The 16,541-nt window shown below is 39.4% G+C and carries 13 protein-coding genes and 4 tRNA genes; 9 read left to right on the top strand and 8 right to left on the bottom strand.

Features of this window, described 5'->3' with window-relative positions:
- Positions 1–59: 59 nt before the first annotated feature.
- The 3 genes from MTCD1_RS17220 to MTCD1_RS17210 all read right to left on the bottom strand — a co-directional run bounded on the left by MTCD1_RS17220 (position 60) and on the right by MTCD1_RS17210 (position 2,090).
- Complete coding sequence (locus MTCD1_RS17220) at positions 60–782, bottom strand: hypothetical protein (protein ID WP_057183023.1); 723 nt, start codon at positions 780–782, stop codon at positions 60–62.
- Between the two features lie 13 nt (positions 783–795).
- Positions 796–1,542 (bottom strand): substrate-binding periplasmic protein, encoded by a 747-nt coding sequence (locus MTCD1_RS17215; protein ID WP_057183021.1) that lies wholly within the window; start codon positions 1,540–1,542, stop codon positions 796–798.
- Positions 1,543–1,613: 71 nt separating this feature from the next.
- The gene (locus MTCD1_RS17210; protein ID WP_057183019.1) at positions 1,614–2,090 is read right to left on the bottom strand and encodes a potassium channel family protein; all 477 of its coding nucleotides are present in this window, start codon (positions 2,088–2,090) and stop codon (positions 1,614–1,616) included.
- 216 nt (positions 2,091–2,306) lie between these two features.
- On the opposite strand from MTCD1_RS17210, the gene MTCD1_RS17205 reads away from it, so the two are divergent.
- On the top strand, positions 2,307–2,729 hold the full coding sequence (locus MTCD1_RS17205; RefSeq protein WP_057183017.1) for an SRPBCC family protein: 423 nt from the start codon (positions 2,307–2,309) through the stop codon (positions 2,727–2,729).
- Between the two features lie 12 nt (positions 2,730–2,741).
- Here MTCD1_RS17205 and MTCD1_RS17200 read toward each other — a convergent pair whose 3' ends face one another.
- The 4 genes from MTCD1_RS17200 to MTCD1_RS17185 form a co-directional block, all read right to left on the bottom strand.
- Complete coding sequence (locus MTCD1_RS17200) at positions 2,742–4,685, bottom strand: DNA topoisomerase III (protein ID WP_057183015.1); 1,944 nt, start codon at positions 4,683–4,685, stop codon at positions 2,742–2,744.
- Between the two features lie 195 nt (positions 4,686–4,880).
- On the bottom strand, positions 4,881–7,859 hold the full coding sequence (locus MTCD1_RS17195; RefSeq protein ID WP_057183013.1) for a TonB-dependent receptor: 2,979 nt from the start codon (positions 7,857–7,859) through the stop codon (positions 4,881–4,883).
- Positions 7,860–8,416: 557 nt separating this feature from the next.
- Positions 8,417–9,307: a DMT family transporter gene (locus MTCD1_RS17190; RefSeq protein WP_057183011.1), complete on the bottom strand. Its 891-nt coding sequence runs from the start codon at positions 9,305–9,307 to the stop codon at positions 8,417–8,419.
- Between the two features lie 163 nt (positions 9,308–9,470).
- Positions 9,471–11,366: a beta-ketoacyl synthase gene (locus MTCD1_RS17185; protein WP_057183009.1), complete on the bottom strand. Its 1,896-nt coding sequence runs from the start codon at positions 11,364–11,366 to the stop codon at positions 9,471–9,473.
- A 149-nt stretch (positions 11,367–11,515) separates the two neighbouring features.
- Here MTCD1_RS17185 and MTCD1_RS17180 point away from each other — a divergent pair, with 149 nt between their 5' ends.
- Entirely contained in the window at positions 11,516–12,538 is a 1,023-nt protein-coding gene (locus tag MTCD1_RS17180) for a GlxA family transcriptional regulator (protein WP_057183007.1), read from the top strand.
- 52 nt (positions 12,539–12,590) lie between these two features.
- Here the strand turns inward: MTCD1_RS17180 and MTCD1_RS17175 are convergent, their stop codons facing one another.
- Positions 12,591–13,469 (bottom strand): GGDEF domain-containing protein, encoded by an 879-nt coding sequence (locus MTCD1_RS17175; protein ID WP_057183005.1) that lies wholly within the window; start codon positions 13,467–13,469, stop codon positions 12,591–12,593.
- A gap of 196 nt (positions 13,470–13,665) precedes the next feature.
- Here MTCD1_RS17175 and MTCD1_RS17170 point away from each other — a divergent pair, with 196 nt between their 5' ends.
- The 7 genes from MTCD1_RS17170 to MTCD1_RS17135 form a co-directional block, all read left to right on the top strand.
- The gene (locus tag MTCD1_RS17170) at positions 13,666–14,310 is read left to right on the top strand and encodes a dUTP diphosphatase (RefSeq protein ID WP_057183003.1); all 645 of its coding nucleotides are present in this window, start codon (positions 13,666–13,668) and stop codon (positions 14,308–14,310) included.
- A gap of 467 nt (positions 14,311–14,777) precedes the next feature.
- Positions 14,778–15,461, top strand: a complete 684-nt coding sequence (locus tag MTCD1_RS17160) for a DUF2726 domain-containing protein (RefSeq protein ID WP_057183001.1) — start codon at positions 14,778–14,780, stop codon at positions 15,459–15,461.
- 339 nt (positions 15,462–15,800) lie between these two features.
- Positions 15,801–15,876 (top strand) — tRNA-Thr (locus tag MTCD1_RS17155).
- Between the two features lie 60 nt (positions 15,877–15,936).
- Positions 15,937–16,021: transfer RNA gene (locus MTCD1_RS17150), tRNA-Tyr, on the top strand.
- 77 nt (positions 16,022–16,098) lie between these two features.
- Positions 16,099–16,173, top strand: a tRNA-Gly gene (locus MTCD1_RS17145).
- 16 nt (positions 16,174–16,189) lie between these two features.
- A tRNA-Thr gene (locus MTCD1_RS17140) sits at positions 16,190–16,265 on the top strand.
- A gap of 76 nt (positions 16,266–16,341) precedes the next feature.
- Positions 16,342–16,541 (top strand): GTP-binding protein (locus MTCD1_RS17135; protein ID WP_235013373.1); only part of this gene is annotated, 200 nt, incomplete at its 3' end.

The following is a 16,541-nucleotide window of genomic DNA, read 5'->3' as shown; positions in this document are numbered from 1 at the left end:
AGTGTGGTCATAATTACTGTTCTGGACGTTTGAAAAATAAAATCAATTAGATCACAAATTTAATCAAAATGGTATAAAGTACCTTTTGAGGCACGCATGAAGAGCGCAAGGTGTTGATAATAATAGTCATTAAAGTTACTTGCTTTATTTACCTTGTTGATAGCGTTCAAGGTTGCTTGTTTATTACCACTGGCAGCATGAAAGTTGGCTATTTGTAGCCAAAGTGCGCCATTGTTACCGTCTACTTGACTGGCTCTGTTGAATAAGACGTTACTGCAAACACTATGCTCTACATTGTTAGAGCAAAGGCCAATTAAATCGATTAAGGCTAATTTATTATTGGGATACGCTTCAAGATAATCGTGCAGCAATTTTAACTTTGAATCTTGTTGAGTATCTGAAGTAAATAAAATAGAAGCGATCTGATGCTCAGGTGTATTAGATTTTTCAAGATAATCATAATAATAGTCGAGCTTTTCTTTTGTAATATTGTTTTTATATATTTCTTCGTAATCAACGCTGGTTTGACAAGCAAGGATATAATTTTCATCCTCTCTTATACTCGGCAAAGATACTTCATTGATCTCTTTGGCTATCTCTTTGTTATTAGCTTTGTAAGCCGATACTGGTTCAATCTCATTAGACTCACTGGTTAACTTAATCGGTAGAGTAACCGCTATGTCTGATGATTTATCACTTGGTACTAAGCGGATAAAAAATATCACTGCGCTAATACAGATAATGGTAATTATGCTGATCAATAAAGTAGTGGTGCGTGTCATCCTAGACTCTTTTTTAGTGAGAGTATTTAGCTCTTATACTGTCAATGGTACCATTTTCTATCGCAACCGCTAAATGTTGTGATAATAAAGCCGCATAGCGACTATTGGCTGAATGTCTTGAAAGTGCAATATAGCTGTTGACGGTTTTATCGTACTGGTAATTTGCCAAAGCAATTTTTTGTAGATATTCAGTTTTAGGGAGTAGCGGTACGATTGACTCTTCTCGCTCTAAAATAACATCAATGTGACCTTTCAGTAGCATCTTGACTAATTGTTCTCGGGAGGTTATTTCTACTTTGTTTATTGTTTGGTTGTTATCAAACTGGGGGTAATAGGTGGCGCCACGAATTGTACCGACAATTAAATCTTTTAAATCCTCGAAATTATTTATTACGATTTCTTTAGTTGCCAAGGTAAAAAAACGCAATGGTTGCCGTTGTACCAATAAAGGCGGTTCAATAAATATTAGGTCCTTTTGTCGTTCAGGTAAGTTTCTTAAACCTAATATCATATCCGTTTGACCGCGTTTCGTCATAGACAAACAACGAGCAAATGGACAACGTACGAATACCGCTTTTAGTGTGAGAGCCTTGGCTAATAACTTTACTATTTCTATGTTTGGACCAACCAATTGATTATCGACAAAATCGACGAAGGGAGGTTCGAGGTAGGTGGCAATTCTGAGTTCACCGCTAAGTTCGCTAACGTCGGCAAGTACTAAAGGGCAAAAAAAACTGAATATAACGACATAGTATTTCATAACGAATTCAGCAAAAAAAGTGATGATAGTTAAATGTTAGTAGCTGAGATAGAATAGGGTTAACAGCGGCTCTATTTGTTAAGAAATTCTAACTTCTTTTCTAGCTGCTCTAGCTTGGCATGAATCGCCATATTCTGCTGCATAATTTGTTCATTTTGCTTTCGTAGCTCTCTATTTTTGATATTGGTATCAGCAAAGCCAAAAATCTTATTGGCAAATACTGCACCAGCGCCAGCTAAAATGCCGACACCCAAAATAAACATCACAAAAACAGCTGCTCTACCAATAAAAGTTATTGGATAAACATCACCAAAACCTATGGTCGTTGATGACATTAACATTAACCAAAGAGCGTCCGCATAATTTTTCACCGGTGAGTTGGCGACGCTAGTTTCAGCGAGAAACGTCACATAACCCAAGCCAGCATTAAGCAAAGCAAACAAAGTTAATGACAGCATGCCTATGGCGCCATAGTTATAGTTTTTAACGCCAAACTCATCAACTTTATAAAGGTTGCTCTTTTCCATGGCACTTTGCAAAATGATCATCTTGTTCTCTAGGGGTTTAATCAGAATATTTTGATGATATTACAATCTGAGACGATAGAGAAGACTTGGCTATGGCTTAGTGTTCGCTAAAGTAATATTTAAGGACGTGCATAGTATGAAAGCTATCATCTGACTATTTTATCCTGCCCTTACTGGCAACTATTTTGTTATCGCATAAACTTAGCGTTAAAGCGGTAAACTAACAGGAGTTGGCTCATGGGTAAGTGTTATAAAAATATAGAAATTGCGACACCGGTTGCCACAGTGTGGCAAAAAATACGTGATTTTCATGATATGACATGGGCGGAAGGCGTGATCACTTCCTTAGTTAAAGTGGGTCAGACTAGCGGCACAGACATAGGTGCTAAAAGAATTCTCAATGATGCCTTTCATGAAACCTTAGTATGCCTAGATGACAATAATTATACTTTTTCTTATGCTGTTGATGATGGACCCGGCCCATTAGCTAAGACTGCAGTAGATAATTACTTAGGTGTGGTGAAGTTATCTGAAAGTACAACTGGTACCTTAGTTGAATGGAGCTCGAGTTTTACTTCATCTAATGAGGGCGAGGTCATTGAGTTTTGCGACCCTATTTATACCGCATTGCTTGGCGCTTTAAAAAGCAGCTTAAGTTAGTTACCTTCAGTGCTAACCAGATTTTTTAGCGGGCTTCTTTGCCGTTTTCTTCTTAAAGTTACCTTTACCGCGCTTCGGCTTAAAAGCCACCTTGGGTAAACCGGCAAAAGATTGCTGACTGGCGCTATAGACCATCTCGGTAACCGTTTTGGTTAAAGGTTGCATAAAGCTTAGGTAGCTGGCATTTTTTTCACTAATCGCGGTGAGTGTTGCTTCCCACTGCGCTGTCATATCGGGCAGGGTAGCCATTTCAGGTAACGCGTTAATTAAGGCTATGCCCACTTCTGTGGCGGTAATAGCTTTGCCGTGGCGTTGTAAAAATCCCCGTTTAAAGAGTAAATCAATAATGCCGGCGCGAGTAGCATCTGTACCTAAGCCATCGGTGTCTTTTAATACTTTTTTAATGGCCGGATCACTGACATAACGGGAAATGCCTGTCATCGCGGCAAGCAAGGTCGCATCGGTAAAAGATTGTGGCGGCGAAGTGTGTTTCTCTAGTAGTTCGCCTTGTTGGCAATGTAATATTTGCCCTTTGGTTAAAGGTGGCAGGGTTTGTTCTTGCTCATCTGCTGCTTGCGTTTTTTTACTTTTCGGGAAAAGTACCTGCCAACCTTGTTGTTTCTCTATTTTTGCTTGGCTAACAAAATTCCCACCGGCGATCAAAAGGCTGATCTTGGTTTGCTGATAGATATATGCCGGGTAAAACTGCACTAAATACTGGCGGACAATCATCAAATAGATATTTTTTTCAAAGGTATTTAAGCTGATATTCTCCGGTGATTTTTCGGTAGGAATAATGGCATGGTGGGCGGTTATCTTTTTATCGTTCCACGCTTTACTGACCAAAGAGGTATTAGCCCCTTGGGCTGGTTTATTACAAGGTAAAGATGATTTCGCCAGGGTATTAACAATGCCTCTGGCTTGTTTTAATTGTTCTTTCGGCAAATAACGACAATCTGAGCGCGGGTAGGTAATCAATTTATGTCTTTCATACAAGGTCTGGCAGACATCAAGTACCAACTTAGCATTCATAGAAAACTGCTTGGCCGCGCTGATTTGTAATTGTGACAAATTAAAGGGTAACGGCGCTGCTTGCTGTTTTTCATTACTCTCAAGCTTACTGACCGTTGCTGGCTGGTTATCAATACGTTTAACAACATTTTCCGCTAGTGCCCTCACCAATACTCGGCCTTCTTCATCACAATAAGGCTGACAATTGTCACTGGGTTGCCATTTAGCGGTAAAACTGACGGCTTCATTTACCTGCAAGCTAAGGTGGGCTTGTACTTGATAAAAAGCTTTACTGTTGAACTTGGCAATTTCTTGCTCACGCCTGACCACTAAGCCTAATAAAGGCGTTTGTACACGGCCGACCGATAAAACCGAGTTATAGCCAGTTTTTTGCCCTTGCAAGGTATAAGCGCGGGTTAGGTTAATACCATAAAGCCAATCAGCCCGAGAACGCGCTAAAGCAGAAATAGACAAGGGCATAAAGTCACTATTTGGTTTTAGTGATTTAAGTGCGCGTTGCACCGCAGGTAAATTCAAATCGCTGATCAGCAGGCGTTTAATCGTAGATTTTTTCTTTTTTGATATGTTGAAGTAATCAATCACTTCATCGACCAGTAATTGACCTTCTCGGTCAGGATCGCCAGCATGAATAATTTCATCGGCTTGTTTTACCAATTTACGTAAAACAGTAAGCTGCGAGCGGGTACGACTAATGGGTTTTAATTGCCATTGCTCAGGCACTATCGGTAAACTTTCCATACGCCATTTTTTTAATGTCGCATCGTAATCTTCAGGGTCTGCTTGCGCTAAAATATGGCCGATACACCAACTGACCACATCACCATTACCGAGCTCGATATGGGTTTTACAGTTTCTATGTGGTTTAGGTAAGGCGGCGGCAATGGCGCGCCCTAAACTAGGTTTTTCGGCAATATAGAGTTTCAATGGTATATGAACGTTAATGAAGTGTAGAGGTTACTATGATTATAGATTGAACACTGTCTTTATGTACAGTTTTGTTTTCAATTGACATAAAAAACCAGTTTAACCTATCCCCAATTATTGAGTGTCGGTTAAACTGGTTTTATGCAGTTTATATCAGTTAAATACTTATAAGTTTTACTTTAATAAGTATTAACTTTAAAAGCGGTAACTTACTTCTAAACTCATGTAACGAGCAGTTTGACGGCTAGTTGTCATGCCCCAGTTTTGGTTAACTTCTAAACCAGAGTTTGTACTTATCGCATGTTCCTGTTCAACACTTGTTTGGGTGTCAGAGTCAAGTACATTATAAACAGTGGCTTTAAGTTGTAAATCACCACCAGCAACATCAATGTTATAGGCTAAACTTAAATCAAGCATAGTTGTCCAGTCTGTTGTACCAGAAGTACCACGTGGTGCTGGGTTGCCATTTGCATCATAAAATGATGCTTGGCCATAGTATTTACTAATACAATCTTCCCATACTGAACCCGCCGCACAACTATCTACGCCGTCAGGATGTACACTAAACTTGTTAATTGGCATTCCAGAAGCCACTGAAGCATTAAAACCAACTGTTAGTTCTTCAGTGATGTCATAGTAACCATTAATTTTGAATGCATGACGGCGATCATTTGGTAAGTTACCATCTGCGTGATCCATTAAACCAGCGTAATCGTATGAAGTTGTCCAGCCTGGATCGGCCTGACCATTATCTGTTCTAACTAAACCTTCAGTGTTACCCCAACTATGAGACCACGTGTATGATGCATTGTAGTGGAAACTATCACCGGCAACACCAGATAACGTTGTTTCTACAGCACCGTATTGACGGCTAGCTACTGGTAAAGCAAGGTCTTCTTTTGAAAGGTATATAGTGTCTAGTGTACCATCACCATCATAGTCATACGTCATTTCCAAAGGTTCACCTGGGTTAGCTAACACGTAGCTAGGAATCCTAGCGTCAGTAATACCCTTTTTAGCGAAGTATGCCGCTATTGGTGCAGAGTAATCAGTATCTTCAATTGAACGACCTAAATCACGGTAAATACCACGCATGCCGAACACCATGTCACCATCCATCAGCTCTTGCTCAAAACCAATAGTAATTTCATCATTGTACATAGACTCTAAGTTAGAGCTAACAATGGTTGTTACATCAGTACTGCCATCTTGTACTACACGTTGACTAATGTGTGCACCAGTAGAAGGAGAACCATCGGCTAATAGAACTATTTCGCCATTTGAATCAAGTTGGTCAATATGGTAGTAGTCATGAACATCACGACGAGAACCACCTTGAGTAATGTTCATATTTGCTGATACAGGTTGGAAGTAACGTCCGTATGTTGCGAATAATTTAGTAGTACCATCACCGGTCAGGTCATAAATTGCTTGAAGTCTAGGTGCTATTTGCCCTTTAACGTCTACGTATTTTGTGCCGTCAGTCATTTCATTTGAAACATTTGAAACACGAACACCTAGGTTTAATACTAACTGATCAGTTACGCTCCAGGTATCTTGTACATAAAAAGCCGTTGATGTTACATTTGAATCGGTAAAATCGGTACGAATACGTTGGTCAGCGTAAGCTGTTCCTTGAGGCAATCCTGTGAAATCAGATCCCGTAGCGTAAGTTACATCCCACCAACCTTCACGACCAGCTACACCATTTGGATGTGCAGCATAATCTACAGCAATATTGGTATAATCTAAACCAAATTGAAGATCATGATCACCAAGTATCCAGTTTACATCAAAGCGAACTTGATCACGGGTAAAGTTACTGTCTATAACAGTAGCTGCAGATTCAGCTGAGACATGTTGCCATGAACCGGTTAAATTTGACCATACAAGAGGGTCAGTATTGCTAACCGTATTGTAGGTATTATCCGTTGTACGACCAGCAACCATTTCAATTGAAAGATCGTCTGTTAAAATACCGGTATATTTAAAGCCGTAAACATCGCCACCAGAATGTGAGGTATAAGTGGCACTTTGTGCGCCAACTTCTCCAGTCATACCGTCGTTATTAAAGGTAGTACCTTTTCCTTTCGTAGCAAAACCAATAGTCGTTAATTCAATAGAGTGATTATCATTGATAAACCAATCTAATTTACCAAAATAACGATCTGATGTTGTTTCACCATCGTTTAACTTTGAACTATATCCATTTTTGTAGCTTGTCTTTTGTGGCTCATATAAAGCATAAAAGAAAAGTGTATCTTCAATGAAAGCACCACTTGCCCAAATATTAAAGCGGGTAAAGGTCGATTCATCTTGAGCTGTTGTTCCATCCTGAAGCGAACCATCAGCTTGTAAAAGATTATTATGTTGTGAGCGTGTTGCATTAGGATCTACACGTGCATAACCACCAAATTCAAAATCATTTGAACCTGATTTAGAAATCGCATTAATAATACCACCTAAAGCACCACCAAATTCAGGATCAATACCGCCTGTTTTGATTTCTGTTTGCGCAATTGCTTCCCATGGCATTGAGATTGAACCAATACCTGTTTTAATAGACGTAATGTTAATGCCGTTTAAGTAATAACCATTTTCAGCAGAAGAACTACCACCGATACTTGCTCCACCAAATGCAGAGTTGCTGGTAGCACCCGGCGCTAATAATGCCATAGCTTCAAAACCTGACTCAACCGGCATTTTGTCTAATTCGCCAGCGGTAAGGGTAATACCACCCGTTGATGAATCTAAATCGACACGCGTTATTCTTGAACCAATTACTGAAATACGTTCAACGTCTGCATCAGTGTTGTCACTTGATAACAGAACACCATTAAATATAACGGCGCCACCAACTTTAACAATTAAGTCATGCTTTTCAATGGTGTTAAAACCCTCTTTAACGATAGTCATCTCGTACTCACCAATGGGAAGTTTTCTTAAAGAATACTCACCTTTTTCATTGGTAGTAATAGTACGGGTAACACCTTTGCCTTTATGGACCAGTGTAATAACCGCGCCCTTAGTTACTTGGTTATCTGTGTTAGTAACAACACCTTTTAAAGAACCGTTAAATGCATCCGCCATAGCGCTTGGCATTGAAATCATTAATGCCGTACCTACGGCAATGGCCGCGAGTGTTCTACGTGCCTTAAAATTTGATTTAATCATTTTGTTATACCTGTTTTAATTTAATCTATTGTTTTGTTTTTATATATTATTTTTGTTTTAGTCCTTAATCTGACGAACTCCCGTTGTACTTTTTACTCGTCAGTAGCAGGTGCTTTTAATAGAACAACACAGAAGTACAATTACACTTATATATGTTATATTGTATATTATCCACAAGTATATGATTGCAAAGTATTACAAGTTGCATAACAATTAGACTAGAAGTTACTTTGCATTAACAAAATATCAGTAAAATTGCTTGCTCAAGGGAAGGTGAGAATAAATTGCATGTGTAAAAAGTGTACTAAGAACAAAATACTCTTAGCTTAGAATTATTTCGAATATAATGCTGATTTGTTGGGTTAATGCAAAATTTAATACAGCAATGATGGCTAGCTTATACCCGTTACCATTCAAGATGCATGTTTCAGAGTGGTTGAGCAATTTCAATTCAAGGCGCTGTGATGAAATAATGGTTGTTCAGGAAAATTAGCTTAAACCGATAATGATTAGACGAATTTATCTCTGATGAATTTTAACTGATATTTTGAAAGGTATTACTTTTTGATTAGGCTGTACTTGTTTTTTTTGCATGTGAGTACCAAAATGGTGCCGGATAAGATAGCGAAGGATGCGAGTATTACACGCAGGGTAATAGCTTCATTAAGTAACATAGCCCCCGCGAGAGTGACCAATATAGGCACACTTAATTGCACTATGGCGGCTTGAGTAGCCTTGAGTTCAGGCAATACACTATACCAAATAATGTAACCTATAGCAGAAGTGACAATACCTGATAGCAAGGCACAAAGAGCACCTGCCCCGACTAAATTAATGCTGTCGAGATTAAGGGCATTGGTTGTTGTTAAGTTAACGATAAACCATAAGAGTATCGCCATTGGCGCTGCTTTGATAAAGTTGCCTGCAGTTGCTGCTGCGGGATCACTTGCCCCTCGACCTTGCAGTGTATAAATACCCCAAGCAATACCGGAAATACACATCAATAATGCACCATGCAATGACGGTGCCCTTATACCAGGTAACATTAATATCACTAAGCCAACAAGCGCAAGTACAAAACCGACTAATTGTATTCTATTCAGCCGTTCTCCTTCGCGATAACCAACAAGTGTCATGGTTATTTGTACTGAGCCAAACAGTAATAATGCCCCTGTACCCGCGGCGATTAAACCGTAACCATAAGTGAAGCTAACCGCATAAATGAATAGGGCAGTAGCAGCGAGCCAGCTGCCTGACTGAAGCGGTGTTTTATGATTTCTTATCGTGACAAATAGCCATAAGAATAGCGCGCCAGAAACGACTCTAAGCATAATGAAACTGGCTTCATCTATGTTGGTTTTTTCTAAGGCAAAGCGTGTTATCAGTGAATTAGCGGCAAAAGCTAACAGTGATATTATGGTGATTAGGATGATTTTAAGCCGAGTCATATATTTGTCCTGGTCTTTGTTTTGGCAACGGTGGCGAGGAGTTAGCGACTCGGCTCTATATTTTTAACTAGATGCTAAGTAAATAGTTAACACGATAGCAAAGGTGAAAATCAAGATGTTAGCTTAGTAAATTGGCAAGCTAACACTTTAATCGTTAAGGCTATTAAACCATATCATCAAAAGGGTTTTTAGTCGGTAAGGCAATACTGTTTTTAAATTCCGCGAATTTTATCTTATCAGTCGTTAGCTCAATGTCATCCTCATTAATCAGGCCTTCGCCAAATTTATAAATCAAATCAAATTGACCGTTATTGGCATTATCTCGATAAACTTGCTGTGCTTGTTCGACGCTAATTAGCTTTTGTTGATATTCTTGCATAGCCTCAGCGCCATAGCGTTTTTCCATCATGGCTAGGGTCACTTTTGGCGAGAATATGGTTGCCGTGGCGTTATTGCCGCCAAAACCTTTTGAGTTAATAAAAGCGATGTCCATGTCATGACAATACCAATGCTCAGTGGCAATATTTAGGTGTTGGTCATGCACATCGTCAGCAACTTTATCAATGGTGGTAATGCCAGGCATAATATTATCACTGAAAACACCTAATGCCATGGCCATTTGATCGCCACTAGCTGGGCCTAGTGTATGGCCGACATAGGCTTTGGGTGCCGCTACTGGCCAATTTTCGATATTAAAACATTCAGCAACTCTATGGTAAATCAAAGATTCAGTGACGCGGTTTTGTGGCGTACTTGAGCCATGCGCAAGAATAAAGCTACGTTGTTGCAGTGCTTCTTTACCTAAAACTTGCTCGGCTAAAGCAACCGATTTTGCCATCGTTATATAGTTACCTGGACCTGGCGCCGTGATAGATTTTTTATAGCCATCAGCATTAATAAATACATCGGCAACTGAGGCCAGTACCTTTGCCCCCATAGCCAAAGCCAGAGCATCATCCATCAAGATAACAAATTGTGCACCTTCACCTATAGTAAAACCACAATTTTTACCAAAAGGACGACTGGTGCGGCGATGATCGGCGGTGTCGGTACCGTCTAGTCTTTTTAAGCCCTCTTCGTTGGCTAGCGCGCTCATATTACCAAAGCCTTCAATGACTTCTGGCGTGATTGCCGCTTCACTACTACCGACAATAGCGACGCGTATACGGCCAGCTGCCATGTCATGAACAGCCGCACGTAGGTTATATAAAAATGTTGCACAAGCACCAGAGCTGGTAAATGTGGTACCGACATTACCAATAACATAGGCATTAATAAAATCGGTAGACATGGTATTTAACCCTAGGGCTAATTGTTTAGTACTGACGCGAGAGCCGGTTAAACGACTTTTAATCAAACCGCCCAAACCCTCATCATTTAGTTGGCCGGCGATCGAGGCCGAATAAACACCTACTTCATCAGGACTGATCTTGTCTAAAATAGCATCCCATTCAATTCCGGTTGAACGAATGGCATCGGTAGCAGCGAAGATGGTCGCTTGTAAACCACGCGGTTGATAACGGCTCTTATATAGTTTTGCCGGGTCAAAGCCTGTTGGAAACTGTCCCGCGGCTTTAATGGGGTTATCACGATAGGCATCATGAGTAATGGTTAATTGCTCAGGAATCTTAACCGCAACTCTAGCCTCGCCGATATCAGTCAGCAACCATGAGCTTGGTACGGGTTTAGGTAACTCTTTTTTGAGCAACTCAAAGGAAATATATTTATCAGTAGGGCTGATATTCATCTTTTGATGCCAATGGGTTGCATCGGGATCAAAATGATTTTTCTCAATTTTACGAATTAAGGTACCGGCAAGAATTTGTTGGCCGAATTTGGCTTCTATCTCACTAGGTGCGACTGTATTACCATCAACATCCACTAAAGTGCCTTGTTGATAGCTGACGATATTCATTAAGCTTGCTAAGCCAACAAAAGTTTCTTGACGTGCTTGGGCATTTAACTTGTCGATGACGATACGACGGAAGCCTTGATGAAACGAGGTGCGTCCTGCGGCATTAATACCGCCCATGCCAATAATTAAAGGTAAACGTGCCATCTAATAACCCACTTAAAGAATTTGAATAAATGCAAAATAATAATAATGCCTAATATCTTCACTATTCTAATGACTCTTTGAAAATTTAATAGGTTAGAATGGCCATATAATATGTAATAATGGCCATAGTAAGTTCTTGAGAGATAAAAATGCCTAATAGACTCATTAAATCAGAAAATCTTATGGTTCATTTGCTGATTTATCCTCACGTTTTAGCGACAGGTGTAACATTACCTGTTGAAATGTTACTTGCCGGTGAGGCCTTTGCCCGACGTTATGATAAGTCAGCGTTAAAACTTAACACAAAATTTTTGAGTGAGTCGTCAGCAAAGATAAAGTCACGTGCGGGTATTAGTATAATTGCTGATATTACCCTTGACCATGAAGCCGATGTTAGCACCGTGCCAGCCGATATTATTATTGTGCCGAGTTTGTGGCGTAATCCTCGGCCTGTGCTTAAAAATCATAAAAAACTTATTGCTTGGCTAAAACATTGTTGGCAGCAGGGCAGTACATTAATTGGCGTTGGTACTGGTGTGTGTTTTTTGGCAGAATCGGGCTTGTTAGATAATCACTCAGCGACAACCCATTGGCATTATGTTGAGCAATTTAAACGTGATTATCCGCAAGTAGACTTAAAGCCGGATTTCTTTATTACCCAATCGGAAGGCATTTATTGTGCGGCTAGCTTAAATGCTTTGGCTGATATTATTGTGCATTTAATTGCCCAGCATTATGGTAAAGCCGCGGCACAAAATGTAGAACGAAATTTTTCCCATGAAATACGCAAGCCCTATGAAGAGCAGCGTTATTTAGAAGGTTCGGGTGATAGACACGCCGATGAATTGATTGCCGAAATTCAATTTTGGTTACGCACACATTTAAATACAGAATTAACCTTAACTGAAATAGCCGAACAATTTGGCATGAGTCAACGTTCTTTTACTCGGCGATTCAAAGCCGCAACGGGTGTTAGGGCCACCCAATATTGGCAACAATTGCGCATTGAAACGGCTAAAGAATTACTGGCGTCAAGTAACTTAACCATACAAGAAATAGCAGATCAGGTTGGTTATCAAGATCAAGGACACTTAACTCGCTTGTTTAAGCAGAATTTAAGTTTAACGCCAAAAGTTTATCGTGCCATGGTAAGGAAAAAGTTGTTTAGTTAAGCCGAAAGGGATAAAAAACTATTGATGAATTAGCGGGTGTTTATCTTAACATTTACTCTACCGGCTTAAAAACGATGTTGTTTTTACCATTTGTTTTTGCTTGATAAAGTAGAGAGTCTACCCGTTTAGCGATGGAGTTTGCGCAGTCACCTTTTATCACGGCACAAATACCTAAACTAATGGTGATGTTAATACCTGGCATTAAGGTTTTACTTGCCACAGTTTGACGAAGTTTTTCAGCTAATTGTATGGTATCAATTTTTGTTTTGGATTCCGATAAAATAACAAATTCCTCACCTCCGACTCTAAATAGGTGATCCGTTTGTCGAATATGATTTTCAATAAGCGCACTGAAGCTTTGTAATACTTTATCGCCAATATCATGGCCAAAATTATCATTGATTTTTTTGAAATCATCTATATCGATGCTTATAATAGCAAAGGGTGTTTGATAGCGCTCAAAACCCGCCAGCAATGCTTTTATCTTTAAATTGTAGGCTTTTCTATTTTTAACCTTGGTGAGTTCATCGAGTAAAGTTTGCGCTTTTAATTGTTGATGCGCTTCTTCTAATGAGGTGATGTCTCTGCTTATACCTAAAATACCAATATGGTTAGTAGCATACTCGAAGGGTATTTTTTTTGTTAATAGGTAAACTCTACTGCCATCAGGATAAGTAACCCACTCTTCATTAGTTCTTATTTTACCTTCGGCTAACATGAGTTTATCGTGATGCCTAAATAGACTAGCGAGGTCATGATCAAATATTTCGAAATCATTTTTACCGATTAACTTATCAGCTGATATATTGATAAAGTGGAGAAAGGCGGTATTGCAGCCAATATATTTGAAGTCTTTATCTTTATAGAAAATCAAATCATCAATTAAATTAATGACGGAGTTTAATAGTAAGTCTTTCTCTAAATACTTCATAAATCCTCCTATTTCTACCTGCTTATATTTTGGTGTAAGTACCACAAAATAGCAGCCGGTGAAATTTACTTTTACCTCATTAATATAGTCATAAAGTTACTCTTTAAGCAAAACAAAGAGCAAAAACTTGTCATGGGCTATCAGCTACGGCAGAATAGCCGACTAAATTTATAATTTAAGAAAACTTGAGAAAAACATGAGCGAACAACTATCAAACGCACTTTCTAAAGCTGAAAAGCAAATTAGTCAAATGCTAACCATGCAAGATGCGATGAACAGTCGTGTTAGTGACACCTGGCGTGAAAATGGCTACGAGTGGTATCGTGCTATTTGGGTGGAATGTGCCGAGATGTTAGATCATCATGGTTGGAAGTGGTGGAAACACCAAGAAATTGATATTGCTCAAGTGCAATTAGAGCTGGTCGATATCTTTCATTTTGGTTTAAGTTTACGTTTGATGTCAAACGATAGCGCCGAGTTTATTGCTCGCGATCTGGCGAAAGAATTACATCAAGGTACAGGTGAAAGTGACTTTAAAGTTGTACTTGAAAACTTAGCATCAGCAGCAGTGACCGATAAAACCTTTGATGCTAAGGCCCTTGCTGACTGCATGTCCTTAATGAATATGGACTTAGATGAGCTCTTTAAACAATATGTCGGCAAAAACACACTAAACTTTTTCCGTCAAGATCACGGCTATAAAGAAGGTAGTTATATTAAAGAATGGCACGGTGAAGAAGACAATGAGGTGTTAGCTAAACTTGTTAGTACTTTAGATGCTGGCGCCGATGATTTTCAACAGCAGTTATATAAAGCGTTAGAAGAAAAATATCCCGCTTAAGTAATTCGCTATATCCACCTATATATATACCCGTGATACCTCAAAATGCGCGTTTCAGGATGTCTGAGCGATTCATGATCAAGGCGTATCTTTTTATTAAGGGTTATTCCCTTAAAAACAGATACAAGGAAGAGCATGATTTGCTCATACATCCCCGTAGGGCTGGTTTAGAAACGTTTTATGCAGCGTTATTGATTTCGACAATAGAACAACTATTATCTTCAATCAATGCCTTGCCTAAAGACGTTTCTAATTCCAGCTGAATCCTGCATTTTGAAGTAACACGGGTATAGGTGCAGTAATTTTATGCTGCACCTAGCTCTGCAACAACACGCCAATAAACCGTCCCGAACAACCTCTAATAATATCTTTAACTTTGGCACACATTCTGCTTAATTCTGCTTAAGTAGTGCGTTTATCCGGTGGAATCAGGAAAAGCGTCAAGAATTTGAATCCCGGAGAAGTATATGGAATTGATATTATTTACCTTGATTACCTTAGTGGTCATTGTTGCTGTGTTAGCTAGTCGTTTAAATGATAATAGCTTTCCTTTTCCTTTTGATAGTAAAAAAGCAATATTTACCCCGGCAGAAAAGAACTTTCAAAACTTAGTTGAGCAAGCCCTAGGGACAAAATACCGGGTATTAAACCGAGTGAAATTAAGTGATGTGGTAACTATTCGTAATGGTGTCTCAAGTCGTGCTAGCCAAAGTGCGGCTAAAAGTGCTGAAGCAAAATACTTAGACTTTGTCATTTGTGAACGCAGTACCATGAAGCTACTGGGTGCCATCGATTTAGTGGATACCCAAGGACGAGGTTATAAAATAAAGAAAGATTGGTTTGTCAGTGGTAGTTTAGCCGCGGCTTCAATTCCACATCTTCGTATTAAAGTAAAAGCGAATTACACCCTAGAAGAAATTAGAACATGTATTCATACCCGCTTGTTTGGTAAATCAGCGGCTAACTTTGCCCCTCAGCCAAAAATAAAAGGGCGTATCATTCCTGCTCCTATGATAAGAGCGAGAAATAAGTCAGTAGGTGCTGTAACTTCAGCGGCGGCTAAAGCACAAGGTGAGCAAAAATCACCTGTGTTACCACAAATGTCGGCAGGACAATTAGGGGCTATGCCAGTAACGTCATTATCGCATTAAGCTTTGGTACTTTTTAGTTATACATTTTTAGTTATACATTTTTAATTTTGCTTAGCATTATGATATATCGCCAAGAATATAGTAATGAATCTGAACTTGAAATAACTTAATAGAGAAACCGTAGGATAAAATACAGTGATCCGACATTATATGCCGACATAATATAATGTCGTTTTGTACTTTAGCTCGCGGTAATATACCGTTGAGCGGATAAAGTAAGCTCTCCTTGAATAAAAAATCAACAAACAAACAATAAACAGCTAAAAAGTTCAAAATATTTCAATTTAGCTATTGCAAGGGGCAAAACATTACACTAGAATTCGCACCACTTAATGTAGTGCCGACTTAGCTCAGTTGGTAGAGCAACTGACTTGTAATCAGTAGGTCGCCAGTTCGATTCCGGCAGTCGGCACCATTAATACTTATTTAAGCTTTGCTTATATAAGGTACCTGTGAAAAGGTATCGGCTCAATGTGGAGGGGTTCCCGAGTGGCCAAAGGGATCAGACTGTAAATCTGACGGCTCAGCCTTCGGTGGTTCGAATCCACCTCCCTCCACCATATTTCGACTTATGCTTATGGCGCTTATTTTGCAACATAAGAGTAGGTCAAAAAACAGAGATGATCAGATAGAGTAAGCGGGTGTCGTATACTGGCTATTACCTCAGCCTTCCAAGCTGATGAAGCGGGTTCGATTCCCGCCACCCGCTCCAATCTTTGTATATGTATGCTGATATGGCTCAGTTGGTAGAGCACACCCTTGGTAAGGGTGAGGTCGGCAGTTCGAATCTGCCTATCAGCACCATTCTTAAGATAATTCTATCCAGATATTTCAAACATTGTAATATTAAACTTAATTCTATACCCAGAGGTATTTTAAAATGGCTAAAGAAAAATTTGAACGTACCAAACCGCACGTTAACGTTGGTACTATCGGTCACGTAGATCACGGTAAAACAACATTAACAGCCGCTATCTCTGCGGTATTAGCAAAAAAATACGGTGGCGAAGTTAAAGATTTTGCTCAAATCGATAACGCTCCAGAAGAACGTGAACGTGGTATTACTATCAATACTTCTCA

This window comes from Colwellia marinimaniae, assembly GCF_002207865.1.
Lineage (GTDB): Bacteria > Pseudomonadota > Gammaproteobacteria > Enterobacterales > Alteromonadaceae > Colwellia > Colwellia marinimaniae.
Note: the sequence above shows the minus strand (reverse complement) of the source record. Positions and strands in the feature narration are given on the sequence as shown.